The organism is Tunturiibacter psychrotolerans (assembly GCF_051013365.1).
In the GTDB taxonomy this organism is placed as follows: domain Bacteria; phylum Acidobacteriota; class Terriglobia; order Terriglobales; family Acidobacteriaceae; genus Edaphobacter; species Edaphobacter psychrotolerans_A.
Genome location: NZ_CP132941.1, coordinates 2,004,948 through 2,030,538 on the forward strand (window position 1 = coordinate 2,004,948; position 25,591 = coordinate 2,030,538).

Sequence of the window (25,591 nt, forward strand, 5' to 3'; positions counted from 1 at the left end):
GGCCCCTCGAGTGGCGATCGTGAGGGGCCAGTTACTTAACTGTGTGCGCATTCGCCTTACTGCCTTGAAACTACCACACCAACATCACAGGCTGCACTCAAGGGACCTTGGCACCATACACTGATTGGACCATGATTCGCTATGCCATCACCAACCGCGCCCTCTACCCCGGCAGCGAACAGGAAAAACAAGCCGCCCTCCTCGCCGAAGCTACCCGCTGGATCGCCGACCACATCGACTATATCCAGCTTCGCGAGAAGGATCTCCCCGCCGCCGCCCTCGCCACCATAGCCCGTAAACTCCTCCAAACCATCAACTTGACCGCCAGCCCAACGCGCCTGCTCATCAACTCCCGCCCCGACATCGCCCTCGCCACCAACGCCCACGGCGTCCACCTCTCCTCATCGCCAGCAGAACTCACCCCCGCCCAGGTCGACGACCTCTCCATCTCCGCCAACCACCCCGTACCTCTCATTACCATCTCCTGCCACACCCTCGCCGACGTCCAACGCGCCCGCACAGAAAACGTCGACGCCATCCTCTTCGCCCCAGTCTTCGAGAAGCCCCTCCCCAACCAGCAACCGCTCCCCGGCCAGGGACTCGACCAGCTTCGAGCCGCCTGTCTCGCCGCCGCCCCCATTCCCATCTACGCGCTCGGCGGCGTCACCCTGAAGAACATCCCCTCCTGCCTTGAAGCAGGAGCGACCGGAATCGCCGGAATCCGCCTCTTCCATCGCTCCGCAGAAAGTCTCCTAACATCCCCTAAAAGCCTCATGCCATAATCGTCACACTCGAATGCCGCTCGCTCTCTTCACCTCGCTGGTCTTCGCAGGTTCGCTCGCAGCCGGCCTTCTCGGAGCCATGACCGGCCTCGGTGGCGGCGTCGTCTTAGTCCCCCTCCTCACCCTGGCCTTCCACGTCGACATCCGCTACGCCATCGGCGCCTCCCTCATCTCCGTCATCGCCACCTCCTCCGGATCAGCCGCCGCCTACGTCCGCGAAGGCTTCTCCAACATCCGCATCGGGATGTTCCTCGAGGTCGCCACTACCCTTGGAGCAATCTTCGGAGCCTTCCTCGCCACCCGCATCCCCACCCACGCCCTGGCAATCGTCTTCGGCCTCGTCCTGCTCTACTCGGCCTGGCTCTCCTGGCAACAAACCCACCACCCCGAAACCACCCCGCACCCAAAAAATCCCTGGTCCGACCGCCTCCGCATGTCCGGCTCCTATCCCGACGGCAACGGCGGCCAGCTCGACTACACCGTCGACCGCATCCCCGCCGGCTTCGCCACCATGTTCGGTGCCGGAACTCTCTCCGGCCTCCTCGGCATCGGCTCAGGCGCCGTGAAAGTCCTCGCCATGGACCGCATCATGCGCATCCCCTTCAAAGTCTCCACCACCACCAGCAACTTCATGATCGGCGTCACTGCAGCCGCCAGCGCCGGCATCTACCTCCAACGCGGCTACATCAACCCCGGCCTGGCGTTTCCTGTCATGATCGGCGTCCTCGCAGGCTCTTTGCTCGGAGCGAAGCTGCTCGTCAAAGCTCGCGTCTCCCTCCTGCGAACCATCTTCACCTTCGTCATCCTCGCCCTCGGCATCGAGATGATCGTCAACGGCTGGCTGGGCAGATCATGACAGAACAACAAAAAACCACGGCCACCGGCGCATCGCCCACGCCAACATTCGACGACCATCGCCTCGAAATGCTCATGGGCCGCCTCCTACAGACCGGCGTCCTCCTCGCCTCCGTCACTGTTCTCATAGGCGGAGTCCTCTTCCTCATCGCACGCGCAAACCAGCCCGCGAACTACCGCACCTTCTCCGCCGAGTCCGCCAACCTCCGCCACCCCTCGCACCTTCTCCCTCTGCTCGCTGCCGGAGACCCCACCGCCATCATCCAGCTAGGCATCCTCCTGCTGATCGCCACCCCCATCGCCCGCGTCCTCTTCGGAGTCATCGGCTTCGCCATCGAACGCGACCGTCTCTACACCGCCGTCAGCATCGCCGTCCTCACAATCCTCATCATCAGCCTCTTCCGCTGAGGTAAACGAAAAGGGTAAGGCATCTGCTCTTGCCGTTGCCTGTCTTTTTGGTTGTCATCCCCGAAGGGGATCTGCGGTTGCTCTTGCCGTTGCCTGTCCTTTTGGTTGTCATCCCCGAAGGGGATCTGCGGTTGTCGTTGATTCTGCCGTTCCTCCGAGTCGCCACTTCGGACAAGCAGAATCAGACATCGGTAAAGACGCCTTATCGTTACTTATCTTTTCTAGATGAGTAGCATTGGCGATCTCGCACTCATCTAGATCGCAACGGACGAGAAGCAGGTTTCCACCAAGGCTGCGCGGCGCATTGAATATTGAAGATCCAAAGACCAAAATCCCCGCCCATTCGCGCCAAGGGCGCGATAAGGACGGGGGACCTCTTTGCCTTTACTTCTTGGGCCGCGACTCCGGCGGTACAAGACCCGCGAGGCGGTAGTACACAACGAGCTGGCCGTAGTGTTCACCGCTATGCTCGATGATGCCGTACGCAATGTCCATCACGCGCGATTTCTGCTGAGGAAAATAAACAACCTCCGTCGTCATGCCTTTTTCGCCCTTCGCCTGGATGGCGGCTGCGCCATCGGCGAAGGATTTCTTGACGAACGCAACGATGTCGGCCTTGGATTTGTATTGATTGCGGCTCGGATCTCCCGCGGGAGGCTTCTGCCCCATCACAGGATTCGTGAAGTAGTAGCATGAACCCGCCGCGTGCAGCAGCTGCTCGGCGAAGCTCCGCTCCGCGGGTGTCGGCTTGGAGTCATATTTGTCCTCGGGAAAATCTTCGGCCATCGCCGTCAGCTTGCGGCCAATCTCATTCCAGGAATCGAGCACGACTTTCACTTCCGGATCGGCAGGTTTGGCTGCATCTTTCTTCATCGCATCCTGGGCTTGGGCGGCAAATGCGAATGCCACCAGGACGATAGCGAGAAACGGTAGTCTTTTCATTTCTTTCTCCAGGATTGAGTTTCGCGAATCAAAACTTCAGCTTCTTATTTCGCTTGGGCCAGCTCCGCCACTACTGCGGCAACTTTATCGAGTATCTCGATCCAGCCCTCCATTTGACCGCTATTCTTCGCGCTCTCCATGGGCTCATTTCCAATGTGCGTGAGTCTCGTCCGGCCGTCTCCGAGATCCTCAAAGAGAGTCACGTCGTACGCACCGTCGATGGCCTCATGTTCTATTCCTAATTCCGCAAGGTCAACCTTGTTTCCCTCCGAGTCGGAAAAGTACATGGAGGAAACGATCTTCTCGTACGGAACAATCTCGTGGTATTCAACCGCATTCCAGCCCTCCTGCCCGTCCGGCGCCTTCATGCAGCAGAGAAGTTTTCCGCCAACGCGAAAATCCATCTTGCAAACGGGCGCAGTAAAGCCCTTCGGTCCCCACCACTGCATGATGTACTTCGGGTCGGTCCACGCCTTCCAAACCAACTCGCGTGGGGCATCAAAAACTCTTGTCACAACCATCCGTTCAATCTCGTTAGCCGTGTTTTCTGCCATCTCTGGCCTCCTCTTTCTTCATTTGATTGACAACGACTTCCAGCTTGTCGAAGCTCTCTTCCCAGAATCGGCGATAGCTAATCGCCCAGTCACTGACCGTCTTAATCGCCTCTGGCCTGAGCGTGCACACACTCTCCCGTCCACGCTTTGTCTTGATCACAATTCGCGCCCGCACCAGGTAGGCGATATGTTTCGAAATCATCTGTTGCGAGAGTGCAAACGGTTCCGTCAATCCATGCACAGAGGCAGGCCCATGCGAGAGGCGTTCGATCATCGCTCGCCGGGTTGGATCAGACAAAGCCGCAAATGTCGTATCCAATTTATTCACAACCGTATGGTAGTGGATTATCGGTTGATGTCAAATGTGAATTATGCGATTCGTGAATTTCCGTCCCGAGTCTCGTTTCGAAATGCCGAGCAGAAAGGGTTCAGATAACCGCCGTCTCGCCTTCACCTCCAAAATCCTGTCAAGCCCCTTGCACACGAAAACCCGCGCCAATCCTGAACAATCGCGTGGCGTATGAGTTATCACCAAACCGCTATACTTAAATCCAGAGCAAAAAAGAATGGCCTCGAGGTTGTTAATCCTCGAGGCCATTCTTTTTTGCAAAGCAGGATTTATCCGTAACTGTTTTGTTATGACGAATTTGGACGTAACTGTTTTGTTATGACAAATTTGCGAGGGTAACCCTCTCGCAAACCGTTAATAACAAAGGACTTGTGCGCCGGTAATAGGGGGGGGGGGTTAGTGAGCCAAGAAAACCTACGAAGACCGCAGAGCCGATTCAATGCCGGAGTTCACCTCGGCCTGCGCAAACTCCGCAGCCACACGAATGCCGTTCATAATCGCCTTCTCGTTCGACGACCCATGCCCGATAATGCAAACGCCGCGCACGCCCAGCAGCACCGCGCCGCCATACTCGGAGTAGTCCAGCCGCTTCTTGAACTCCGCGAACGCCTTCCGCGACAGCAGCGCGCCAACCTGCGAGGTCACAGTCGACTTCAGGGACTCCCGCAGCGACGCACTCAACAACTGTGCCGTTCCTTCAATGGACTTCAACGCAACATTTCCGACAAAACCGTCGCAGACCGCGACATCGCTATGGCCGTTGAACAGATCGCGCCCTTCCACGTTGCCGATGAAGTTGATGCTCGTCAGAGCCCTCAGCAGCGGCAGCGTATCGCGGGTCAGCGAGTTTCCCTTCAAATCCTCTTCGCCGATCGAAAGCAGGCCTACCTTGGGATTGTGGATCCTCAGCACGTTCCTCGCGTACATGTAACCCATCACCGCAAACTGGACGAGGTTGTCCGGATCGCAGTCCACATTCGCCCCAACATCGAGCAGTAGCGACGGAACGCCCTTGATCGTCGGCAGAATCGTAGCCAGAGCAGGACGGTCAACTCCAGAAAGCATTCCCAGGACCATCTTGGCCGTAGCCATCGCCGCGCCTGTATTGCCCGCAGTAAAGAACCCTGCAGCACGCTCTTCGCGGACCATCTTCAGCCCCACCCGCATCGTCGAATCGCGCTTGGACCGGACTGCCTGCGCAGCCTTGTCACTCATCGTGATCCACTCTGTGGCCGGCACAATGAAGACCGGCAGCCGCTGCCCCCGCAACGCCTGCCGCAGAATCGGACGAAGCCTGTCCTCCGGACCAACCAGGTGCACGCGGACGTCATATTGGCGAGCAGCAAGGACGGCCCCGCGAACCTCAGGTTCGGGGGCCTTGTCGGAACCCATTGCGTCTACAACGATGTCTATCGGCATCAGCAGGGAAGAGCAGGGTTTAAGGAAGAGATGTTAGCTGGCTTCTTTGGTCACAAGCACATCGCGACCCTTGTACGTACCGCACTTGCGGCAGGCACGATGGGGAAGCTTGCGCTCGTGGCAGTTGGGGCACTCGGAGAGGCCGGTGGGGGTCAAAAAGTCGTGGCTGCGGCGCTTGGCAGTCCGTTGCTTGGAGTGGCGCCGTTTTGGATTAGGCATTGCAGTATCCCTTTCAATCGGCCGCGGCAATCACGCAAAAAGCACGCAGTCGACGAGGCAAAAACTTGATTAGTGCTTCAACTCGAGCTTGTCCGCCAGACCCGCAAGCGCATTCCAACGCGGATCGGCCGGAGCCTCATCGCAGGAACATTTCGCTTGATTCAGATTCTGACCGCAGCGCGGGCAAAGCCCCTTGCAGTCCGCCGTACAGAGAGTGCGACTCGGCAGGGAGAGTAACACCTGCTCTCGCACCACATCCTCCAGCAAAAGACCGCTCTCTTGATAATACCCGATTTCGGTCTCGTCCGCAGTAATAGAACGCTCTCCGGCATCCGCATCGGCCGATTCGGGACGAAAAATCAAGTCAAAGTCCCCCGAAAGAGGCACTGCGACCGGATCGACACACCGGGCGCACAGAATCTCGAAGTTCGCACTGTAATTCGCGCGCAGCCGGATATCGTTCACATGCGAGCTCGAGCTGCGATGCTCGATCAACAGATCCGCCACGCCATTCACCGGGAGCGGACCCACCTGCCGGATATCGGGCGCATAGTCGAGCTGTCCCTGGGGGATCACTTCATTGAATTCAAGCGGTTCATCGACGAGTTGGAGCGGAGTAATCAGCACAGCGTTAAGCGTAGCAGGTTCCCGGCAGAGATCAAATGGCCCTGAAAAGACGCGGCCTCCCGCCTCTTCCGAAACGGAAAGCCGCTACCCTTCCCTAGCTCGCTGGAGCAGATCTTCGACGCCGCCCACTGATCAGATAAATCGCCGCCCGCAGCTCCAACAGAGGATCGTCCGAAGGCTCAATTCCATCAACCCGCGGAATCGGATCGAAGATGATCTGCTTCTGCTCACGCGCCGTGTCGGCAACAGGAGCAGTCAGCGTGAGTGTGCCAAGTTCCAGAACCTTGCGATCTTCCGGCCAATGAATCGTCGCATCATCGACCACATCGCCATCGTTCGCGATCTGCACCATGATCTTGAACTTGACCGGACCCTTTCCAACCCGCTCCACGATCTCGGTCATCAGGTAGTCCGGCCCCTTCGCTGCGGTAGCAGCATCGTCAAGATGCTCATTCCCCGCCTCAGGAACGATGCGATACCGACCGAAGCGGCTGACTCCATCCTTATTGGTGAACTTCATCGCGGTCACGCCAAAGTAGCTCTCGCGAGCGAAGCTCGAAGGCGCAGGCTTCGGAGCCTGCACAAAAGCTAACGCCTTCGGATGAGAACCGAGAAACGCTTCGAGCGGAGTTCCAGCCAGATTCTTGGGGTCGCTCGTGGCCAACGCCGTCAGAAGCTCCAGAAACTCTTGTCCTGTCCTAGTCGGAAAACCATCGGTCGAATGACTGACAATATCGGTATGAACGTGCTCGCCAAGATTGAACCGAATCGCAAATCCACGAGGATTCGCATTCGGATCGTTATCCGGTACCAGAGGAATGCCTGTCGAGTCCGAGAATCGCACAGTCACCGGCGTCGAATCGCACACGATATGCGGTGCCCTCGTCAATGTGGCGGCCTCCGCAGACGGCGTGAACGTGCCAGTCAGCATGATGCCCTTGGCATGGGCTGGACGAAAGCCAGGGTTCAGTCCAAAGATCGTGTCGAACTGTTGCAGAATCTGATCGCTAAGCGCAATAAGTCTTTCATCGGTAGGAAGCGGCATATTTTCTCCTCATCTCAATCTACTGGACTCTGATTCAGCCAAGTTAGAACCGACTCTTCGCTCGATTAAATTGTTGGCGCAGGAACAAACGTCTCGGCCAGAGGGAAAGAAATAGTTCGCATCTTTACCAGCCTCCGGTTACGTCCAATACCAATGAGCAAGAAGTGGCAAGCATCGGACATTCCATCGCTGACAGGCAAGCGTGTTCTCATTACCGGCGCGAACAGCGGTATCGGCTACCACACAGCTTTGACGCTCGCTCGTAAAGGAGCTCATGTCATCTTCGCCTGCCGTGACCGGCGACGAGGCGAGGCAGCTCTCGCCCGCATGCAAGCCGATTCGCCGGGTACACATGCCGAGTTGGCACTCCTCGATCTCGCGTCTCTAGCCTCTATCCACGATTTTGCCGCTAAGGAGCTCGCGCAGCATTGCCCCCTGCATCTGCTGATCAACAACGCCGGTGTTATGACCCCGCCACGCCGCCTGGAAACGGCTGATGGGTTCGAGTTGCAATTCGGCACTAACGTTATCGGTCATTTCGCGCTTACTGCGCTCCTCATGCCTGCTCTCGAACGGGCTGATACTGAATCTTCCGCTGCAGTAGACGGAAGACCTCGAGTTGTAACCATCTCGTCGATTGCGCATAAACGGGGGCGCATCAACTTTGACGATCTGCAGTCCGCGCGAAAGTACTCTCCGATGGGCGCCTATCAACAATCAAAGCTTGCCAACCTTCTAATCGCCTTCGAACTCGACCGCCGATTACGCGCTGCGAACTTAGGCATCATGAGTGTCGCCGCTCATCCCGGCGTCGCTAACACCAACCTCTTTAAGTCGGGCCAATACTCCGCAGTTGAAAACGGCCTTCGCACTCTACTTGGTCATGTCATCGGTATCGTGCTCAATACCGATTCAGAAGGAGCCCTACCGACGCTCTATGCCGCAACCTCGATCAACGCGAAAGACGCCGGCTACTATGGCCCGCAGGGTTTCCAGGAGATGCGTGGTGAAGAAGTGGGACCGGCAAAGGTAGCTCCACAAGGAAATGACACTGCCACCGCCACTCGGTTATGGAAGATTTGCGAAGAGCTCACAGGGATCAAATTCCTTTGACGTTATAGGGCAATTTTCGGCCACAGGATAGAGGTCGTGGTCGACCAATGCATGGGATCTGGAACTGAGATCCACATCCTCTTGGCAACAGAACAATGGACGCGGCCTAGTGGTTATCGGTAAATGCAGTGCGGAGGCGTGGAGAGGAGAACACGAAAGGTCTGGAAGCCTTATTTGCCCTTGACTTCGATGGCGACCGGGCAACGATGCCCGATACAGCCTCTATGAAAAACCAACTTCTGTGTTAACCAAAACAAAGGGCGACAGCCGAAGCCGCCGCCCTTCTGAACAACGGTAAGGGTTAGAACTGTGCCCGAATTCCTAACTGGACCTGGCGTGGCGTGTAAGTGAACCCGCTGGCGTTTGAATTCGTCACGGACCCAAACAACGGCAACGCTGAATTCGCGCTGCTCGTGTTGAACGTGAGCAGGTTTCCCGTTACCTGTTTCGCTGCATTGGTGGTAGTTCCGATGAAGTATCCAGTCGTATTCACCGACGTGACATTCTGACGGTTCAGAATGTTGAAGCTCTCCCCTAGCAACTCCAACTTCACCCGTTCCGCAACAGTAAAGCGCTTCGAGAGGCGTAGATCCAGAACATTTGTGTTCGGCTGCTGAAGTCCGTTGCGCTCGAACGCCGGTAGTCGGAATGTCCCGTTGCTTGTGCCTGTTCCGCCCGATCCGTTTGCGCCACTCCCCACCGCGTTCAACTGCGCACCGTTGACAAGCCCGGTCGACAGCGTTCCGCTAGTGGCCAATGAATAGGGCAAACCGCTCTGTGCAGAGAAGTTTGGCGAAATCTCATAGTCGTTCAGAAGGTAGCTCTTCCATCCCGTGTAGTGCCATGGTGCTGTGGCAATTGCAGTCAAAACGAACCGGTTCGGAACATTCTGGTTGGAGTTTCCATACTCCGCGCGAAGATTAGTCGGATCCACCAACGCATTGGCAGAGGTACCAGTCTGGTTGTTTTCCCCATAGTCCAGCGCATGAGACCACGTGTAGTTCGCCATGAATTGCAGGTTGTGTGTTAGACGATGCGAGATCTGACCCACGAACCCTTGGTAGTTCGAGTTCACACCGCTGAAGATGTTCGTCTTCGATCCAAAGTTGCAGTCAGGGCGCTGACTCGGGCATATCTTCGACGATACTGTGCTCTTCGCAAAAAAGTTTGACGTAAAGGTGGAACCGTTTGCCAGCGGGCCTTTTCCTGACGTGTCCACCACCGTGTAGGTCACAGAGGTCGGAGTTGGAAGGTTCTCATCTACGAAGCTCGGCAGACGTCGTCCGAACGATCCCAGCCAGGTGACGCTGACCACAGTATTCCAGCCGAGATCCTGCTCAACCGTGAGGTCTGCCTGGTGAATCTCAGGCAGCTTGAAGTTCTTGTCGAAAAAAGTAGAGTTCGGAGGCGTTCCAGTGTTCACCAGAGCCGGAATCACCTCTGGAAACACAGGGGCGCCTGCGCTCGTCGAAGTGTAGCTAAAGCTCGGCTGACCGTTGAGGGAACCTGTGTTGATGAGCGCGTTGTAAATCGTCGAGTTGATGACGCGAGCGAAAAACTCTCCATACCCACCTCGCAGAACTGTCTTACCGCTTCCAAACACATCGTAAGCAAATCCAACGCGCGGACCGATGTTGGTCTTGTTGCTCGGCATGGAGCCAGTCTGAGGAATCGATGAAACGACAAGGTCGCTCACCGGCGAAGGCAACTGCTCGTACTCATAGCGGAGACCACCGGTCAGGCTCAGACGCGGGTTCAACTTCCACTCGTCCTGAACAAAGAAAGCATAGTCGTTTGTAGTGAAGTCGAGACCAGGCCGACCGAAGCCCTGCGTGTACGAGCTGTAATTGTGTGCCTGCGAAACCGTCTGGGGATTCTGCGACAGGTACAGGTCCGTAAGGTAGTTCGTCAGCGTCGAGTAGCTGTAGCCACCGTACTGCGCAAAGAGATTGTTAATCAGGTCGTAGGTATGGATGTAGTCGCCGCCGAATTTAATGCTGTGGTTTCCGTGAATCCAGTTCACTGTATCGGCAACCTGAGTACGACGCTCATCCGGCAGCGCGGCACGTTGCAGGAACGTCTGCGTTCCAAAAGTAAAGCCGTTGGTAATCGCGACACTCGGCGGGAGGCCGCCAAAGGGATTTGTGTAGCCTCCCAGCGTCGGGCCTACCAGGTTCGATGTCTCGTACGATGACGGATCCTGGGCAAACTCGAACTCAAAGTCGCGGCCATACTGATACCGGACTTCGTTGCTGATGCTATTCGTGATCACCGTATCCAGCTTCGCAATGCCGAATGTATCGCGCACGTAGTCGTTCCCAAAGCTATGCGAACCGTCGAAGACCGTTGCAGCCGTCTGAATGCCGGCGGGCGAGATCCAGCGCAGCCGATTTACCTCAAACGAAGCATGATTCTTTCCGTTGATCTGCCAATCCAGCTTAGGGAAGAAGATCGTCTGATCGCCCGTACGCGGCACGGTGCCAAGCAGTGTATTCAGATTCGTAAGCCCGCTGACGTAGTCGGTTGCGGCTGCGCCATACGTGGCCAGCTTCAGATTGGTCTGCAACGTACACGCCGACGCGTCGATCGTACTTGGCGCCGTCGCACCTGTCCCGCCGCACACCTTACCGGCTGGGAGCGCCGCGTCTGGAGTTGCGAAGAAGCTTGAGGGATTGCTCGCTGCTGCCACCGCCGGAAAATTTCTCTGAAAGCGGTCAGCCGCGAAGAAGAAGAACAGCTTGTCGTGCAAGATCGGTCCACCCACCGCCCCGCCCCACTGCTTGCGTCGATCGGTCGGCTTGAAGTTCTCCGTCGTAAACGGACCACCTGGAACAAGCTGAACGGTCTGTGTCGTGAACGCATTCGCAGCACCCCACTCCGCATCGCGATCGTAAAAGTATGCCTCGCCGTGAAACTGATTACCCCCTGACTTCGTGATCGAGTTCACGACGCCACCGGCGGACCTGCCGTACTCCACCGAATAGTTTGACGTATTGACCTGAAACTCCTGCACCGAAGCCTTGGCCGTCGAGTAACCTGCGCGCGTGCGTCCACGCTCCTCGGAGAAGTAGGCCTGATTATCGTCAGCGCCGTCGATCGTCACGTTGTTAAGCAACGTGCTCTGACCACGAAAACTCAACAAACCAAACCCGCTCGAATCCGCAACCACTCCTGGCGTCAACAGCGCGTAGGCCGACCACCGATAGTTATTGACCGGCAGATCCAGCAGCGTCTTCTGATTGATGACCCCGGAGAAGTCCGGCGATGTCGTATTGAGCACAGGCGCCTCGCTGGTCACCTCCACCGTCTCGCTTGCATTGCCCACCGGCAGCTTAGGAGAGAGATCTGTCAGCACGCCAACTTCGACGATCACCTCGCCAGAACGAAAGGTGCGAAATCCCGGCGCCGTAATTGTAACCGTGTAGGTTGCAGGCTGCAGATGGATCACCCGGAAGACACCAGAGTTGTCTACTTTCACATTTTGCTCGGCGTTTGTCGCATTCGAGTGGACGACTACGACCGCGCTTCCAATTGCGGAACCGCTAGAATCCTCCACCGTACCGCCGATTGCGCCGTCGACAGCCGACTGCCCGTAGCCATGCGGCCCTGTGCCCATACAGAACGCCGTAACTAGCGCGCACCGCATAATTAGTCCCGAAATCTTCATTCTGGTCTCCTGAATTGACTCGCCCTGCAGACTGCACACACTTCTGCATCGCCTGCTAATGGGCCGATGATCTGATCAAATGTTCGAGTCCTGACCAGACTCGCATGTTGCGGTTAAGAGAGGATTACGAAATGTAAAACTAATGTCTCCCGCGAGCGTCCACCACTCTCAAAAGATGTCGACATAATCACGTCCAGAGTTGAAGCCTGTTCCGCTCGCAAACTACTCTCGGCTAGTAAAGATATTTATTGATGAAGCAAGAATTCGTATCATGGTCGGCAACGGCTGCCAAGTCCTCGTGTCTGACGCCGCAGCCAACAACAACATGGTCCCCCTTCTTCACCCCCGCGCACAAAGCACAATGCGGCGGCACGGCCTCGGCTCCAAACTGTTCCTGCTCCACGCACGACTCTCAGAGCCCTGTAGGCACCTGCTCCACGACGACACACAGGTGAGTTCATCCACTTCACCCGCCCCACGAGACCATCGTCATCGCCAAAAGGAAGACACCGCGGTTGCGGCAACCAGCACTTCGCCACAAGCACCCATCAAGCCCACGCGAGCACTGTGAATCAGCCTGTTCAATTCTGGAACAGACTGTTCTCGCAATAAGCCACTAACGCAAACCTCTCATCTCAAATCTTCAGAGACCAGAATCATGGGAAAGCTTAGTACTCTAGCGTGGTTTACAGGAAGTATTGGTCGGGACGACTAGATTCGAACTAGCGACCTCACCCACCCCAAGGGTGCGCTCTACCAGGCTGAGCCACGTCCCGACTATTGGTTTGCACGTCGGCCCAAGTGGGCGACGGCGGGGTATCCTGCAGTTCTAAGTGTACACGAGCGGCCATCTTTACGAGAATCAGGCAACCTTCTATCTATGTCGTAGGCGCCACATATTCCTTCGGCAACGAACCACCTTCACCAAAGAAGAACTCGTTCATCTGCTCGACTAAGAACTCCTGTGCCTCGCGTGTCCAAGGCTGTAGACGGTACTCATTCAACAGCATCTTCTGCCGCTCTACCCACTCGCCCCACGATTTCTTCGAGACGTTCTTGAATATTTTCTGGCCAAAGTCGGAATCGAACGGCGGTTCATCCAGCCCTTCCATCTCAACCTTGAATCGTGTGTCGAAAACCATGTGTGCCATTCTTTGAACTCCTTGGAACCTTTATTTTACGATGCCGTACGCTTATTTTCGCTTGCCCTTCGATTTCTTATTCCGCTCCCGCACCTTTGCTTTTGTCTTCCCTCTCTTGCCAGAGCGATTAGGACTGGAGTGCGGGCGTTCTCCACTCGCTGTCGCGGCGGTCTTCGACCTCCGCAGCGATTTTGGCGCAACTGCAACATCCTCGTCTGATGGCAGCAATGCAAACTGCAATCGCCGTTGTTGCCGGTCAATCCGATCCAGCAGCACATGCACGCGCTGCCCCATCTTGAACACCCTCCCGTTACGTGTTCCGACGATCTGACGATCTGTATCGCGAAACATATAACGGTCATCTTGCAGGGAAGTCAGAGGAACTAGCCCTTCAATGAACAGATCATTCAATTCGACGAAAAACCCATACTTCGTACAAGAAAGAATGATGGCGTTGAAGTCTTCGCCCACCCGGTCTTGCATGAATTTGATCTTCTTCCATTCGATCAGTTCGCGCTCAGCATCATCGGCTCGTCGCTCCGATTGGCTCGACTCAGCTGCAATCGCTCCCAGCTCCGCCTCTGGAATCGGTCCCTCCACAGCGGAGCGTTCAACGTGCTCCGGCCGTCTTTTGCCAACAGATTTCTCCCCCCACGGCTGCGGCCCATCCGACAAAATCGCCGCACCCGCTGGGTCCGCGCCACTCTGAATCAGCTCTCGCAACAGACGATGCACAATCAAATCCGGATACCGGCGAATCGGCGACGTAAAGTGCGTGTAACTCGGACTCGCCAATGCAAAGTGCCCAACATTCTTCTCGCTATATCGCGCCTGCTTTAGGGAACGGAGCATTAGGTATGACAGAATCCTTTCTTCTGCCTTCCCTGCGATCTTTGCCGTCAACTTCTGATACATCTGCGGTGTCACCGGAATTGACTCTGCTACTTCATGCGTCTTCGCCTGGCGGTTAGTCCCACGCGAATCACGCCGATCGCCCTTCGTTTGAATACGCTTCACCGGCAGGCTGCTGAAGCCAAGCGAATAACCAAATTGGCTTGCTGTTTCCTCGAAATCGACAATCCGTTTCGGATCTGGAACCTCATGAATTCTGTACACGCTGGCCACATCCTGCGACTCGATCCAGGTAGCGACGCATTCGTTCGCGGATAACATGAACTCTTCGATCAAACGATGCGCCCATCCTCGCTGCGACCGCACGATGGCTTCCATGTTTCCGTCCGGATCGAATTGAATCACTGGTTCAGGAAGATCGAAATCGATCGATCCGCGGCGATGACGTTTCGCGTTCAGCTTCAGCGCCAGCTCATACATCCGTTCGAACTCTGGCACCAACTTCGCGAACTCCTGCCGCGTCTCGACATTCCCGTCGAGGACGCCCTGGATCTGCGTGTACGTCATTCGCTTCGCGCTGCGGATGATGCCTTCGCAGACCTCGTATCCAAGCACTTCGCCACGTCCGTCTATCTCCATGATGCTGCTCAACACTAGCCGGTCTTCGTCTGGCCGCAAGCTGCACATGCCGCTCGAAAGTTGTGGCGGTAACATTGGGATAGCACGATCCGGAAAATAAACCGAGGTCCCACGCAGTCGTGCCTCGAGATCCAGCGCGGTCCCTGGTCTAACGTAATAACTGACGTCAGCGATGTGAACTTGCAGCTCCCAATTCCCGTTCGGCAGGGGCGTCACCAGCACCGCATCATCAAAGTCTCGCGCACTCTCCCCATCGATCGTGACAATATTCAAGCCACGAAAGTCTCTCCGCCGCCCGATCTCTTCCGCATCTAGTGTTGCGACGGTCTGGTCGGCGGATGCCGAGGCGTCGGCCAGCACGTTCGCCGGAAATACGTGCGGTAGATGGTGTTTGCGAATGATGATTTCGACATCAACCCCAAAAGCGTCCGGGGGGCCCAGCACCTCAATCACGCGGCCGCGCGCCGGCCTTCCGACCGTCGGAAAATCTGTAATCTCTACGTCAACTGCGAGCCCTTCAAGCGGTCTGTGCGGATCCAACTCTTCCGACCAGTGAGATTGTTGTGCCTGTGCTTCTTCACCGAGAACACGGTGAGGCGTCTGCTGCGGCATCGACGGAACCTCAGCACCCTCCAGAATTAAGATCGCCTGCGTCATCCGTTCATCTAGAGGCGTAATGTAGTTGCCGTTGATCATGGGAGCGTTTTCCCAAGGACTTCTTCCGCGATGTGTCCTCGCGTAATGAAAGATCCCCACAACAGTTGGATTTCTTCGATTCAGCACTCGCGCAATCCGCCCGGATCGACGCCCATCCCGCCCCGGCGGGGCTTCATCCACCAGCACTTCATCGCCCTGCATCGCACCATTCAGCTCATTCGGAGGGATAAAGAGATCATCGCTTCGATCCACGCTCCCATTCGGTCGAACAAACCCATATCCATCCCGATGCAGGTCCAATCGACCGGCAAGTAGTCTGTCCCGCGTCGCACGATGCTCCACTGGCATCTCGACAGCACCGCGCTTCACCCGCTTTGTCTTCTCCGGCGTGGCTGTCGGCAGACTCCACTGCTCACTATCGACCTTCACCAACTCTCCCCGAGCGGTGATCCTGGCGAGTTGTTCCAGCAGCAACCTGCGCTCACGTCCGCCGCCCAACCCAAGTTCGCGAATTAACTGCTTATAGCCAGCGCGATGCCCAGGCGAGCGCTCGATGAGCCGCATCAATTCACGATCAGTTTGCGGATAGGGAGTATGTGCCATCGTCTCCGAGCATACAGCGAGCGTCCGTTTTTTTACTTCACCGGTTTCGACATCTCCGCCGCCTGCTCCAGAGTGGTTCCATGCGGCACTTCTACGAAATCAGTCTGTACCTCATCCTGTTGCTGCCCAATGTTCTTGAAGAACAGAACCTTTCCCTCGATATGAACGTGGGTTTCTACGATCTGCCACAAACCCGGCGCGACCTCTCTGCGTTCTACACGAAATGTCCCACCCTGACGCAGCCGGCCGAGAAGCCCCCAACCGATTGTCACGTCTTCCGTCAGCTTTCCACTGATCGTAACGATTCGATTTTGTCCTTTATCTACCACCAACTCGCCGGCCATCTGGCCTAACACGCGCCCCTGCATATCCGGCGGACTGAATTTCGAATTCGGTTCAAAATGCAGGGTGATATTTTTCTCATCTTCGCTCTGGATCTTCCAGGTAAAAGCATCCGGAAGCATCCTCAGTAACTCTTCGGCGTTCTTTCCATCCTGCATGCCATCTCGCTTCTGCTTGGCGAGTTGGCTCGGATCGTGAATAAACGTCTGCACGCGCGCGTCCTCGACTCTTGCCTCTGAGTCGCTCAGCGGCCGCCCCCACCTGCTGATCAAGCGCTTCACTGCCCCGTGATCAGTCTCCACCACAATCGAAACTGTATCAATGCCGTCTTTCTGCGCATCACGATACTTCCATCGCGAGTGGTCGTTCAGATCCGCCGAAAGCTCGGCTTCCATGGCAGATCGAACGATCTGTCTTGGCTCTTGAGGAGCCTGCGCATACAACGGGAGCAACCCCGCGAGTAAAAAGACACTCAATACGCCCGGACGCAAAGTAAACTTCAAATTCTTCATAGCCCCACGTGTACTTGGATGCAGACTCTCCGACGGAGCCTTGTTTCTAGACTCTATCAAACAGTCATTCTGCCAAGGATGGTTCACAGGACACACCGACGTAAACAAATTAGTTCGTCCACTCAAGCCTCACGCTCTTTTTGCCCAGTCGCAGCGTTGGTGATTCGCCGAGTATTTCAAGCTTTATCACTTTTTCGGCAAACTTTTCGCCATTTACGCTGACAGCATTTTCGGCCAGTTTGCGCGTTGCTTCGCCTGCAGAGCTCGCCAAACCCGAAAGTTGCAGAAGCTTCGTCATCTTAACTGACGACCCAACTGGCCCATTGGTTACGACCAGATCCTCGGCGGCTTTTGACACCTTCACCACAGGCACATCGTCGCTGACTCCGCGCTGCTGAAACATCTTCGCCCAGCCGTCTGCTGCAGCATCTGCTTCTTCCTTAGAGTGAAAGTCGCGTGTGATTGTCCAGGCCAGATTCTTTTTTGCCTGCATCGGATGCAGCGCACCAGCAGCGACATCGGCCTGCATCTGCGTAATCTCCGAACTTCGCAGATCCGTCAGAAGCGTCCAGTACTTCCACATCAGTTCATCCGACACCGACATCAACTTCCCGTACATCTCTACCGCAGGCTCATGGATGCCAATCGCATTGCCCAGCGACTTCGACATCTTCTGTACTCCATCGAGCCCCTCCATGATGGAGGTCATCAGCACAATCTGTTGTGGCTGGCCGAAGTGCTTCTGCAGATCGCGCCCACGCATCAGATTGAACTTCTGATCCGTGCCGCCAAGCTCCACATCGCACTTGAGCGCCACTGAGTCATAGCCTTGCGCGATCGGATAGATCAACTCATGCAGCGCAATCGGCTGCTCCTCATTGAACCGCTTATGAAAGTCCTCGCGCTCCAGCATCTGGGACACGGTGAACTGCGCCATCAGCTTGACCATGTCGTAGTAGCTCAGCTTGTCCAGCCACTCGGAGTTGTACCGAACCTCGGTTTTCTCCGGATCGAGAATCTTGAACACCTGCTCTTTGTAGGTCTCGGCATTCGCCGCGATCTGCTCCGGCGTCAGCGGTTTGCGCGTCACGTTTCGACCGGTCGGATCGCCGATCAGCGCCGTTGAATCACCGATGAGAAAGATTACGGTATGCCCCAAAGACTGAAAGTGTTTCAGCTTCCGCAACAGGACGGTATGTCCCAAATGCAGGTCAGGTGCCGTAGGATCGAATCCCGCCTTGATCCGCATGGGCGTGCCGGTGGCGATCGATTTCGTAATGCGCTCTTTCAGCGCCTCCAGCGGAACAATCTCCGCAGCACCTTTGGTTATCAAATCCAGCTGGTCTTCCAGCGATGCAAACGTAGGCATATTCCTCAAGTATAAAGACCTCCGGGCTATACGTTGAACTTGAAGAAGAGAATGTCACCATCTTTGACGATGTACTCTTTGCCTTCGGAACGAAGCAAGCCTTTCTCCTTGACGGCCTGTTCGCTGCCATATTTGAAGAGATCATCGGAGGCATAGCAATCAGCTTTGATGAAGCCTTTTTCAAAGTCCGAGTGGATGACGCCTGCGGCGCCGGGGGCTTTGGTGCCGCGACGGATGGTCCATGCGCGAACCTCCTGCACGCCAGCAGTGAAATAGGTGATGAGATCGAGCAGGCGGTAGGCGGAGTGAATCAGGCGATTGAGGCCAGGCTCGGCGAGGCCCATGTCTTTCAAAAACTCGTCGCGCTCAGCCGGTTCTAATTGCGCAATCTCCGATTCGAGCGCGCCACAGATTCGAACGACCTGGCTACCTTCTTCTTCGGCGCGCTTCTCGACGGCTGCGGTATACGCGTTGCCTTCGATGAGACCAGCCTCATCGACGTTCGCAACATAGAGTTGAGGCTTAGAGGTGATGAGGAAGAGCTCGCGCGAAAGGATCTTTTCTTCTTCAGTAAGATCGGCTGTGCGAGCGGGCTTTCCAGCATTCAACGCTGTCAGGAGCTTCTGCAGCATTGCATGTTCGGCCTTGATCTTGCCGTCGCTCGAGGCCTTCGCTGCGCGCTCGACTTTTGTGTTGCGCTTTTCAACCGTATCGAGGTCGGCGAGGAGGAGTTCCGTGTTGATGATGTCGATGTCGTGGAGCGGGTTGACGCCGCCTGCAACGTGGATGACCTCGGGGTCGTCGAAGCAGCGGACCACATGCGCTACGGCATCGGTGGCGCGGATGTGGCCGAGAAACTGATTGCCGAGACCTTCGCCCTTCGACGCCCCCTCGACTAGACCGGCGATGTCGATGAACTCCATGGTCGTGGGTACGAGAGACTTGGGCTTGATGAGCTCGGCGATCCTGGCGAGGCGTTCATCGGGCACCGTCACCACTCCGGTGTTGGGATCGATTGTGCAGAAGGGGTAGTTTGCGGCTTGCGCCTTGGCCGAGGTGAGGGCGTTGAAGATCGTTGATTTTCCTACGTTGGGCAAACCAACGATTCCGCAGTTCAATGGCATTGTTCTGTTTTCCTTCTTGCGAGCTTGTTACGAGGCTGGTTTCGGCATCGCGGGTAGTCTCTTACAGGATAGTTCATTGGTGGCCTAAACCTTCTGAAGAGACGGTTTCTCGACTTGTTTGCGTTTCCGCGGATTGTTAACTTCTCCTTCTGAAAATTACAGCGTGTTGACAATTTTTTTGGGGCTCGGCGTGGGGCCGGGTTAGGCTTGGAGGTGCGAGGTGACAAGGATGCAGCAGATTCGTGTGATGTGCTTGGTTGCGGGTTTGATGGTTTCGGGTGTGGCAGTGGGTCAGGCACCGGCGGCTCCAGCCGGGCCAAGCGGGCCTGCGGGTGAAGTGCAGCGAAGTTACGCGTCGCAGAAGGGCAACATCTTAAAGGCGGCCGATAAGATGCCCGCGGAAGACTACCAGTTCAAGCCAACTCCCGACATCCGAACTTTTGCGCGTGTCGTGAATCACGTCACGGAAGCGCAACTGCGTACATGCGGTGCGGTCAATCGAACAGCGCCGAACGATCTTGCGAAGGTGCCGTCAGATACTGCGGACAAGGCAGCCATCATTGACGGACTGAAAGCCTCGTTTGCCGAGTGCGATAAAGCGTTCGCCTCCGTAACGGATGCGAACCTCGCGGATATGTTCGATGTCTTCAATGCGAAGCGCTCCCGCATCGGAATCCTGTGGGGGACGGTCTCACATGACAACGAACAGTATGCGACGCTTTCCCTCTATCTGCGCCTGAAGGGTCTGGCGCCACCGACCAGCGAGAAATAACTCCAGGGAGGGTACCCCCCCCCCCTGGTTGCCCGCGTCTAAGTCCTTTCGATGCAACAATTTGGCACTCATCGAGCACCGCAAATTCGTCATTCTACGAGGGTTACGGCTAAATTCGTCCAAACAAAGGAGAAAGCCCCGGAGTTCGAGCCCGGGGCTTTCTGTTTCTGCTTTCTGTATCAAGTATAGCGGAACGGAGATAACTCATACGCCACGCGAATCTGCTTGTCTGGCGCGGGTTTTCGACTGTCTGGGGCTTGACAGGATTTTTTCGTTGCTAAGTTCGCCAGATTCCAACGGAACCGAGGTCCTGTTCGCTCCGTAGAATGATTCGTCAAACCGATCCGGTGAAGAAGTAGTAAATCGAGGAGATTCCTATGAAGCGAGCTTTATTGGGGCTGGTGATGTTTGTTGTGGCTTCGTCTGGTTTTGCCGTGGCGCAGCAGGAGAAGCCGATGACGTTGAAGGCTGTTCTGCTGGAGCAGCTGCGGTCGACGCATAACAAGGCTGAGTGGTTTGTGCCGGCCAATACGGCAGTGGCTGGGCTGACACCGGCGCAGGCGAGTTGGACGGATAAGAGTGGCAATCACTCGGTGGGGCAGTTGGCCAATCATCTGGTTTTCTGGGATCGCGAGATGCTGGCGAAGTTCAAGGGCGAGACACCGGCGAAGTTCGACGGCAACAATGACGAGACCTTCAACGACTTCGACGCGAAGAGCTGGGACACGACGGTGAAGCAGCTTGACCAGGTGATGACCGACTGGGAGAACGCGGTGGAGGCGGCCGATGACGCGAAGGTCTCGCTGTGGGCTTCGAGGATCGCGCACGTCGGGACGCACAACGCATATCACATTGGGCAGATGGTCTACGCGCGGAAGGAGCAGGGAGTTTGGGATCCGAGTAAAGGTGTGAAGTAGGAAGTGACCGAGGTTTGGGCCTCGGTCACTCTTTTTTCTAGCCGATGACTCGGTAGCCGAGTTGGAAGGGGTTGGCGGCGAGACTGGCGATGAGGTACCAGCCGGTTGCGCCGATGTGGAGTGATGGTCCGTAGGTGAAGCCGAAGCCGGTGTCGAGGACGCTGGAGGATGCGACGACACCAAGGCCGCTGGGAATGACCTTTCCTCCTGCGGTTTGACCGACGCCGAGGATCTCTTGTGCGTGCTCGACGTCCTTGAGGAGTTGAACAGCACGCGAGATATCCGTGAGAAGAGACGAGATCGAGTCGCCACCACGCAGAACGCGTGCGGTGAGTGCGGCTGCGGTGTGGGCTGTGCCTTCGAGCCATACGGCGTGTGGATCGTTGGCTGGGGTGACCAGACTCGCGGTGGAGAATGTCATTCCGCTGACGGTTTGGGTGCCGGTGAGGTTGGAGTTCGGTGAGGATGCGGTGTCTGTGGTTTGGAGATTTGCCAGCGCCCAGTCGATGGTGCCGCGAGAACGTGTGTCGAGGAATGCCAGGAAGGACCATGTCTGACAGTCTTCGGGGATGGGTGTGGTGTTGATGGTGATCTGATCGGGAAGGGTTCCCGTGTAGAAGAATGGACCCTGCGCGTTGAACATGGCGAAGACAAATTGGAAGGCGTGTTGTGCGAGCGCTGCCCAGGTCATACCGTTGTTGGCGTGGCCGCCGTTGGTGAGTGTGTGGAGCATTGTGAAGAAGGCGTAGGTGTCGAGATTTCCTTCGGTCGATTTGCCGTTGGGCGAAGGTTGGGATTGGTTGAACTGATTGATGATGGTGCCGTAGGAGTAGCCGCCGGGGCCCTGGGTGTTGTACGTGTTGGTGACGATCCAGTTTGCGACTGAGAGGGCGCCGGTAAGGTACTGCGTGTCGCGGGTGCGGCGGTAGAGTTGCGCGAGAGCCATGCCTGCCCAGGCTTGATCGCCTACGGAACTGCCGTAGAAGAAGAACGGAAAAGCTGCGGGTGTGATGAAGGCACCGCTGGAGTCGGGCGCGTTGACGAAGTAGGCCTGGGCGAAGCGGCCGTCGGCAACTGGGAAGTTAGTGGCCTGCGCGTGCAGAAGGCCGAGGCCGAGAGTCTTCGCGCGGGCGAGATCCTCCTGCTGGCCGCGGGAGAGATAGGCGTGGATGGCGACGGCGTTGTCGTAGGTGAAGCCGGTGGCATTAAGGGCTGCGTCGCTGTAGCTCTGAGAGAGGCGGATGGTTGCGCCGGAGGCGTAGGCATCCATCATGAGGTTCTGAAAGGTGAAGGCGCGATTGATGGAGGCGGCGAAATCCTGCGCGGTGGCGAGAGGATTTGATTGACCAAGTTGTGCGTGGGCCGATGGGGAGGCGAAGAGAGATGGCATTGCGCCCGCAACTGCAGCGGTGGAGACCATGCCGAAGAGACTGCGGCGCGTGATGTTCGAAGACATGTGGGGAGCCCTCCTTTGTTGGGCACCGCCACTCTACGCTCGGGTTTGAAAGAGGCGCAAGGCTGGAAGGACGATTCGTTCGTGAATTGTTTATGTGGTGAAGCTGTGGGTAGGAGATGGAAATGCGCGATGCTTCGTGGAGTTTGGAGGATAATGCAAGTGCGGAAACTGCAGCGGGTTTTGAGATCCCAATGGGGTGACGTAGACAGATGGCCGGCGGAAAAGATGTTTACGATTTGCAGCGATTTTTAGAGGCGCAGGCTGGGGTGTATGAGCATGCCTGTGCTGAGTTGCGTGCGGGGAGGAAGCGGAGCCACTGGATGTGGTTTGTGTTTCCGCAGATTCATGGGCTCGGAAGCAGTCCGATGGCGGTGCGATATGCAATCTCTTCGCTGGACGAAGCGCGGGCTTATCTCGAGCATGTTGTTTTGGGGCCGAGGCTGCGGGAGTCGGCGGGGATTGTGGTGGGGGTTCAGGGAAAGACGGCGGGGGAGATCTTCGGGTCTCCGGACGATATGAAGTTTCATTCGAGCATGACGTTATTTGCGAAAGCCGCGGCGCCGCTCGCGAAGGCCGCAGAAGGTTCGGGTGTATTTGAAGAGGCTTTGGCAAAGTACTTTGGCGGGGCGATGGATCAGGGGACGATCCGGCGGATCTGACGAGAAATGGAGGCGATCACGTGGTGTCGCTGCAACTGCACGCCTGCGGATCGCATCTCCCTGTGATGGGCCCTGTTTCAGAAGGTGAGAAGATGAACCGAGTTTTGAGGGTCGCGTTAGCGCTGGTTGGTTTGGCAGCGCCGATGCTGGTTGCGGGGTGTGGGAAGCATGAGGCCGCGCAGGCTACGGCTGCCCCGGCACCGGCAATGAAGCCTGCGCCGCCGACTCCGATCGATACGAAGAAGGCAGAGGTGGGTGGGCCGACGTGGGACCCGGAGTGGGACAAGATTGTGGAGCTGGCGCTGCCGCCTGCGCTACTGTCGGGGCAGGTGCCGCATGATGTGAGGCGATTCTGTCCGCGGTTCTACACGATGGCGGAGGATGATAAGCGGGCGTTCTGGGCTTACTTTTTTCAGGCGCTTGCGGGGGCGGAGGCTGGACTCGAGCCGACGGTTCAGGCAAAGCATACGCAGCCGGAGATGGAGGTAAAAGATGAGGTGTCGGGTCGGGCAGGGCATACATCGGGACTGCTGCAGCTAACGTATGAAGACCAGAAGCGGTATGGGTGCGACTTCGACTGGGACGCGGATAAGAAGCTGCCGGTGAAGGATCCGTCGAGGACGATTTTGCAGCCGAAGAACAATCTTGAGTGCGGAGTGAAGATCCTGGATCACCAGTTGATTGAGAAGCACAAACCGCTGCTTTGGCCTTCGGGGTACTGGTCGACGCTGCGGCCGGGAACGATGAGCTATCGGGTGTTTGCGAAGCAGATGACGAATGTTCCGGCGGCTTGCAGGGTTGGCCCGGAGAAAAGCGTTCAGGGAACGCGATGAATTGTGCGGCCTGCCATACCTCTGCTGCATCTTTGCTAAGATGGCGGCGTTCGGTAGTTCATCTCAAGCAGTGTAAAGAAAGGCAAATTATGAGACCACGCACGAAGATTTTTCTGCTGATGGCTGTTAGTTTTTTCTTTACGCTCGCTGGATTTTCTCAGACGGTAGTTGTTGATTGGGACCACAGCGCCGGAAACTTTTCGCAGTTCAAGACCTATGCGTGGGTAAAGCCGACTCGGCCAACCCCGAATCCATTGATGGATCAGCGTATTGTTGCGGCAATCGACAGCCAACTGGCCGCGAAGGGGATGAGGAAAGTCGATGACTCTCCGGATTTGTTTGTGACATACGGCGCGGGGATCTCGCAGCAGACTCAGACTGTCGCGACAGGAACGGGTGGCGGCTGGAGATGGGGCGGCGGCATGGCGACGGTGAATCAGTATGTCACCAACGTGGGAACGCTGGTGGTGGATATCAACGACGGGAAGACGAAGCAGCTGCTTTGGCGCGGGGCGGCGAAGGGGACGCTGTCGGATAAGCCGGAAAAGAATAGCAAGAAGATCGATCAGGCCGTGACTAAGATGTTCAAGCAATATCCGCCGAGCGGGAAGTAGGTTCATTTCTAGGCCACTGCTGAGTCGACCTGGCGGCGCAGAAGATTCAGAAGAGCGAACTCCTGTTGTTGCAGTTCAGGTGATTGGGAGTCCTTGTCCTGTACGCGGCGTTTGACTGTTTCGAGCATGGCGCCGCTGATGTAGGAGTCGAGGACGGCGGGGTGCACGTAGCATTTTCTGCAGACGGAAGGAGTGTTTCCTAATCGCGATGCTACGGATTTGATTGCCTGGACTACGTTTCGTTTGGCTTGCGTCTCGGAGTCGAATGCTTCGAACTCATGCAGCAACTCGCAGGCGAGAACCGATCCGGCCCAGGTGCGAAAGTCTTTTGCGGTGAAGTCCTGTCCTGAGATCTCGCGCAGATATTCGTTGACGTCGGCGGAGTCGATCGAGTGTTGCGTGCCATCTTTGTCGACGTACTGGAAGAGCTCGTAGCCAGGGATGTCCTGGCAGCGCTGCACGATCTTTGCAATGCGCCGATCTGTAATGTCGACTGTGTGTTTGACTCCGCTTTTGCCTTGAAAGTTGAAGGTTATGGTTGAACCGTCGATCGCGACGTGTTTGTTACGCATCGTCGTGAGGCCGTAGGAGTGGTTTTGACGGGCGTACTCCTCGTTGCCGACACGGATGAGCGTTGTCTCCATGAGGCGAATGATGGTGGCGAGGACTTTAGTGCGAGGCAGACCTGGCAGCGAGAGGTCACGCTCGACGCGCTCGCGGATGGTTGGCAGAGCTGCCCCGAAGATCATCATGCGTTCGTACTTGGTCTCGTCGCGTACCTCGCGCCAACGCGGATGGTAGCGACTTTGCTTTCTGCCCCTAGCATCGCGGCCTGTGACCTGAAGATGCCCCTTGGGGTTTGGACAGATCCATACCTCGGTCCAGGCTGGAGGAATGACGAGGGATTTGATTCGCGCAAGCGTCTCTTCGTCGCGGACTGTAGTTCCGCTCGGGTCGAGGTAGCGGAAGCTTTTGCGCCACGGTTTGCGTTGGATGCCGGGTTTCGTGTCGGTGACGTAACGCAACCCGGCGGCTTTTGCGGACTCGACAGGATCAGTAACTATCTCTAAGCGTTTCTTTCGCGACATCAGTTCTTCCCAGGAAGTACACCTGAGAGGCT

24 protein-coding genes and 1 tRNA gene are annotated in these 25,591 nt (G+C 56.6%); 9 read left to right on the forward strand and 16 right to left on the reverse strand.

Annotated elements, in window-relative coordinates:
• Positions 1-131: 131 nt before the first annotated feature.
• The 3 genes from RBB76_RS08510 to RBB76_RS08520 are packed head-to-tail and all read left to right on the forward strand — an operon-like array spanning position 132 to position 2,045.
• Positions 132-782: a thiamine phosphate synthase gene (locus RBB76_RS08510; RefSeq protein WP_429627847.1), complete on the forward strand. Its 651-nt coding sequence runs from the start codon at positions 132-134 to the stop codon at positions 780-782.
• 13 nt (positions 783-795) lie between these two features.
• A complete protein-coding gene (locus tag RBB76_RS08515) occupies positions 796-1,638 on the forward strand; it encodes a sulfite exporter TauE/SafE family protein (protein WP_429627846.1) in 843 nt (280 codons plus the stop codon).
• Complete coding sequence (locus RBB76_RS08520) at positions 1,635-2,045, forward strand: DUF1634 domain-containing protein (RefSeq protein ID WP_429627845.1); 411 nt, start codon at positions 1,635-1,637, stop codon at positions 2,043-2,045. Before RBB76_RS08515 ends, RBB76_RS08520 begins: the two co-directional genes overlap by 4 nt.
• 384 nt (positions 2,046-2,429) lie before the next feature.
• Here the strand turns inward: RBB76_RS08520 and RBB76_RS08525 are convergent, their stop codons facing one another.
• The 7 genes from RBB76_RS08525 to RBB76_RS08555 form a co-directional block, all read right to left on the reverse strand.
• A complete protein-coding gene (locus RBB76_RS08525) occupies positions 2,430-2,987 on the reverse strand; it encodes a DinB family protein (protein ID WP_429627844.1) in 558 nt (185 codons plus the stop codon).
• A 44-nt stretch (positions 2,988-3,031) separates the two neighbouring features.
• Positions 3,032-3,541: an SRPBCC family protein gene (locus RBB76_RS08530; RefSeq protein WP_429627843.1), complete on the reverse strand. Its 510-nt coding sequence runs from the start codon at positions 3,539-3,541 to the stop codon at positions 3,032-3,034.
• A complete protein-coding gene (locus RBB76_RS08535) occupies positions 3,522-3,869 on the reverse strand; it encodes an ArsR/SmtB family transcription factor (protein ID WP_429627842.1) in 348 nt (115 codons plus the stop codon). The genes RBB76_RS08530 and RBB76_RS08535 overlap by 20 nt, the downstream gene beginning before the upstream one ends.
• A gap of 435 nt (positions 3,870-4,304) precedes the next feature.
• Entirely contained in the window at positions 4,305-5,309 is a 1,005-nt protein-coding gene (plsX, locus tag RBB76_RS08540; RefSeq protein WP_429627841.1) for a phosphate acyltransferase PlsX, read from the reverse strand.
• A gap of 33 nt (positions 5,310-5,342) precedes the next feature.
• Positions 5,343-5,528 carry a 50S ribosomal protein L32 gene (rpmF, locus tag RBB76_RS08545; RefSeq protein WP_125485089.1) on the reverse strand — a complete coding sequence of 62 codons (186 nt, stop codon included), beginning with the start codon at positions 5,526-5,528 and terminating at the stop codon, positions 5,343-5,345.
• A gap of 69 nt (positions 5,529-5,597) precedes the next feature.
• A complete protein-coding gene (locus tag RBB76_RS08550; RefSeq protein WP_429627840.1) occupies positions 5,598-6,155 on the reverse strand; it encodes a YceD family protein in 558 nt (185 codons plus the stop codon).
• A gap of 94 nt (positions 6,156-6,249) precedes the next feature.
• On the reverse strand, positions 6,250-7,200 hold the full coding sequence (locus RBB76_RS08555; RefSeq protein WP_429627839.1) for a catalase family peroxidase: 951 nt from the start codon (positions 7,198-7,200) through the stop codon (positions 6,250-6,252).
• A gap of 153 nt (positions 7,201-7,353) precedes the next feature.
• Here RBB76_RS08555 and RBB76_RS08560 point away from each other — a divergent pair, with 153 nt between their 5' ends.
• On the forward strand, positions 7,354-8,313 hold the full coding sequence (locus RBB76_RS08560; protein ID WP_429627838.1) for an oxidoreductase: 960 nt from the start codon (positions 7,354-7,356) through the stop codon (positions 8,311-8,313).
• Positions 8,314-8,614: 301 nt separating this feature from the next.
• Here the strand turns inward: RBB76_RS08560 and RBB76_RS08565 are convergent, their stop codons facing one another.
• The 7 genes from RBB76_RS08565 to ychF all read right to left on the reverse strand — a co-directional run bounded on the left by RBB76_RS08565 (position 8,615) and on the right by ychF (position 19,220).
• A complete protein-coding gene (locus RBB76_RS08565; protein ID WP_429627837.1) occupies positions 8,615-11,980 on the reverse strand; it encodes a carboxypeptidase regulatory-like domain-containing protein in 3,366 nt (1,121 codons plus the stop codon).
• Positions 11,981-12,679: 699 nt separating this feature from the next.
• Positions 12,680-12,756 (reverse strand) — tRNA-Pro (locus RBB76_RS08570).
• A gap of 102 nt (positions 12,757-12,858) precedes the next feature.
• A complete protein-coding gene (locus RBB76_RS08575; protein ID WP_183973425.1) occupies positions 12,859-13,131 on the reverse strand; it encodes an oxidative damage protection protein in 273 nt (90 codons plus the stop codon).
• A 42-nt stretch (positions 13,132-13,173) separates the two neighbouring features.
• Positions 13,174-15,873 carry a ribonuclease R family protein gene (locus RBB76_RS08580; protein ID WP_429627836.1) on the reverse strand — a complete coding sequence of 900 codons (2,700 nt, stop codon included), beginning with the start codon at positions 15,871-15,873 and terminating at the stop codon, positions 13,174-13,176.
• A 32-nt stretch (positions 15,874-15,905) separates the two neighbouring features.
• Positions 15,906-16,727 carry a hypothetical protein gene (locus tag RBB76_RS08585; protein WP_429627835.1) on the reverse strand — a complete coding sequence of 274 codons (822 nt, stop codon included), beginning with the start codon at positions 16,725-16,727 and terminating at the stop codon, positions 15,906-15,908.
• Positions 16,728-16,836: 109 nt separating this feature from the next.
• Positions 16,837-18,096: a tyrosine--tRNA ligase gene (gene tyrS / locus RBB76_RS08590; protein WP_429627834.1), complete on the reverse strand. Its 1,260-nt coding sequence runs from the start codon at positions 18,094-18,096 to the stop codon at positions 16,837-16,839.
• 26 nt (positions 18,097-18,122) lie between these two features.
• On the reverse strand, positions 18,123-19,220 hold the full coding sequence (gene ychF / locus RBB76_RS08595; RefSeq protein ID WP_429627833.1) for a redox-regulated ATPase YchF: 1,098 nt from the start codon (positions 19,218-19,220) through the stop codon (positions 18,123-18,125).
• Positions 19,221-19,449: 229 nt separating this feature from the next.
• On the opposite strand from ychF, the gene RBB76_RS08600 reads away from it, so the two are divergent.
• Positions 19,450-19,992 carry a DinB family protein gene (locus RBB76_RS08600; protein ID WP_429627832.1) on the forward strand — a complete coding sequence of 181 codons (543 nt, stop codon included), beginning with the start codon at positions 19,450-19,452 and terminating at the stop codon, positions 19,990-19,992.
• Between the two features lie 377 nt (positions 19,993-20,369).
• A complete protein-coding gene (locus RBB76_RS08605) occupies positions 20,370-20,909 on the forward strand; it encodes a DinB family protein (protein ID WP_429627831.1) in 540 nt (179 codons plus the stop codon).
• Positions 20,910-20,946: 37 nt separating this feature from the next.
• Here RBB76_RS08605 and RBB76_RS08610 read toward each other — a convergent pair whose 3' ends face one another.
• The gene (locus tag RBB76_RS08610) at positions 20,947-22,365 is read right to left on the reverse strand and encodes a hypothetical protein (protein WP_429627830.1); all 1,419 of its coding nucleotides are present in this window, start codon (positions 22,363-22,365) and stop codon (positions 20,947-20,949) included.
• A 209-nt stretch (positions 22,366-22,574) separates the two neighbouring features.
• Between RBB76_RS08610 and RBB76_RS08615 the strand changes: the two genes are divergently transcribed.
• The 3 genes from RBB76_RS08615 to RBB76_RS08625 all read left to right on the forward strand — a co-directional run bounded on the left by RBB76_RS08615 (position 22,575) and on the right by RBB76_RS08625 (position 24,471).
• A complete protein-coding gene (locus tag RBB76_RS08615; protein ID WP_429627829.1) occupies positions 22,575-23,024 on the forward strand; it encodes a DUF1810 domain-containing protein in 450 nt (149 codons plus the stop codon).
• Between the two features lie 92 nt (positions 23,025-23,116).
• Positions 23,117-23,857, forward strand: a complete 741-nt coding sequence (locus tag RBB76_RS08620; RefSeq protein WP_429627828.1) for a hypothetical protein — start codon at positions 23,117-23,119, stop codon at positions 23,855-23,857.
• 89 nt (positions 23,858-23,946) lie between these two features.
• Complete coding sequence (locus RBB76_RS08625) at positions 23,947-24,471, forward strand: DUF4136 domain-containing protein (protein WP_429627827.1); 525 nt, start codon at positions 23,947-23,949, stop codon at positions 24,469-24,471.
• A gap of 8 nt (positions 24,472-24,479) precedes the next feature.
• Here RBB76_RS08625 and RBB76_RS08630 read toward each other — a convergent pair whose 3' ends face one another.
• The gene (locus RBB76_RS08630; protein WP_429627826.1) at positions 24,480-25,559 is read right to left on the reverse strand and encodes a DNA topoisomerase IB; all 1,080 of its coding nucleotides are present in this window, start codon (positions 25,557-25,559) and stop codon (positions 24,480-24,482) included.
• Positions 25,560-25,591: the final 32 nt, after the last annotated feature.

Excerpts from the sequence above, each read along its gene's own strand:
- RBB76_RS08510 (WP_429627847.1), top strand. The coding sequence starts at position 132 with ATGATTCGCTATGCCATCACCAACCGCGCCCTCTACCCCGGCAGCGAA.
- RBB76_RS08515 (WP_429627846.1), top strand. The coding sequence starts at position 796 with ATGCCGCTCGCTCTCTTCACCTCGCTGGTCTTCGCAGGTTCGCTCGCA.
- RBB76_RS08520 (WP_429627845.1), top strand. The coding sequence starts at position 1,635 with ATGACAGAACAACAAAAAACCACGGCCACCGGCGCATCGCCCACGCCA.
- RBB76_RS08525 (WP_429627844.1), bottom strand. The coding sequence starts at position 2,987 with ATGAAAAGACTACCGTTTCTCGCTATCGTCCTGGTGGCATTCGCATTT.
- RBB76_RS08530 (WP_429627843.1), bottom strand. The coding sequence starts at position 3,541 with ATGGCAGAAAACACGGCTAACGAGATTGAACGGATGGTTGTGACAAGA.
- plsX (WP_429627841.1), bottom strand. The coding sequence starts at position 5,309 with ATGCCGATAGACATCGTTGTAGACGCAATGGGTTCCGACAAGGCCCCC.
- rpmF (WP_125485089.1), bottom strand. The coding sequence starts at position 5,528 with ATGCCTAATCCAAAACGGCGCCACTCCAAGCAACGGACTGCCAAGCGC.
- RBB76_RS08555 (WP_429627839.1), bottom strand. The coding sequence starts at position 7,200 with ATGCCGCTTCCTACCGATGAAAGACTTATTGCGCTTAGCGATCAGATT.
- RBB76_RS08560 (WP_429627838.1), top strand. The coding sequence starts at position 7,354 with ATGAGCAAGAAGTGGCAAGCATCGGACATTCCATCGCTGACAGGCAAG.
- RBB76_RS08565 (WP_429627837.1), bottom strand. The coding sequence starts at position 11,980 with ATGAAGATTTCGGGACTAATTATGCGGTGCGCGCTAGTTACGGCGTTC.
- RBB76_RS08575 (WP_183973425.1), bottom strand. The coding sequence starts at position 13,131 with ATGGCACACATGGTTTTCGACACACGATTCAAGGTTGAGATGGAAGGG.
- RBB76_RS08580 (WP_429627836.1), bottom strand. The coding sequence starts at position 15,873 with ATGGCACATACTCCCTATCCGCAAACTGATCGTGAATTGATGCGGCTC.
- RBB76_RS08585 (WP_429627835.1), bottom strand. The coding sequence starts at position 16,727 with ATGAAGAATTTGAAGTTTACTTTGCGTCCGGGCGTATTGAGTGTCTTT.
- tyrS (WP_429627834.1), bottom strand. The coding sequence starts at position 18,096 with ATGCCTACGTTTGCATCGCTGGAAGACCAGCTGGATTTGATAACCAAA.
- ychF (WP_429627833.1), bottom strand. The coding sequence starts at position 19,220 with ATGCCATTGAACTGCGGAATCGTTGGTTTGCCCAACGTAGGAAAATCA.
- RBB76_RS08600 (WP_429627832.1), top strand. The coding sequence starts at position 19,450 with ATGCAGCAGATTCGTGTGATGTGCTTGGTTGCGGGTTTGATGGTTTCG.
- RBB76_RS08605 (WP_429627831.1), top strand. The coding sequence starts at position 20,370 with ATGAAGCGAGCTTTATTGGGGCTGGTGATGTTTGTTGTGGCTTCGTCT.
- RBB76_RS08610 (WP_429627830.1), bottom strand. The coding sequence starts at position 22,365 with ATGTCTTCGAACATCACGCGCCGCAGTCTCTTCGGCATGGTCTCCACC.
- RBB76_RS08615 (WP_429627829.1), top strand. The coding sequence starts at position 22,575 with ATGGCCGGCGGAAAAGATGTTTACGATTTGCAGCGATTTTTAGAGGCG.
- RBB76_RS08620 (WP_429627828.1), top strand. The coding sequence starts at position 23,117 with ATGAACCGAGTTTTGAGGGTCGCGTTAGCGCTGGTTGGTTTGGCAGCG.
- RBB76_RS08625 (WP_429627827.1), top strand. The coding sequence starts at position 23,947 with ATGAGACCACGCACGAAGATTTTTCTGCTGATGGCTGTTAGTTTTTTC.
- RBB76_RS08630 (WP_429627826.1), bottom strand. The coding sequence starts at position 25,559 with ATGTCGCGAAAGAAACGCTTAGAGATAGTTACTGATCCTGTCGAGTCC.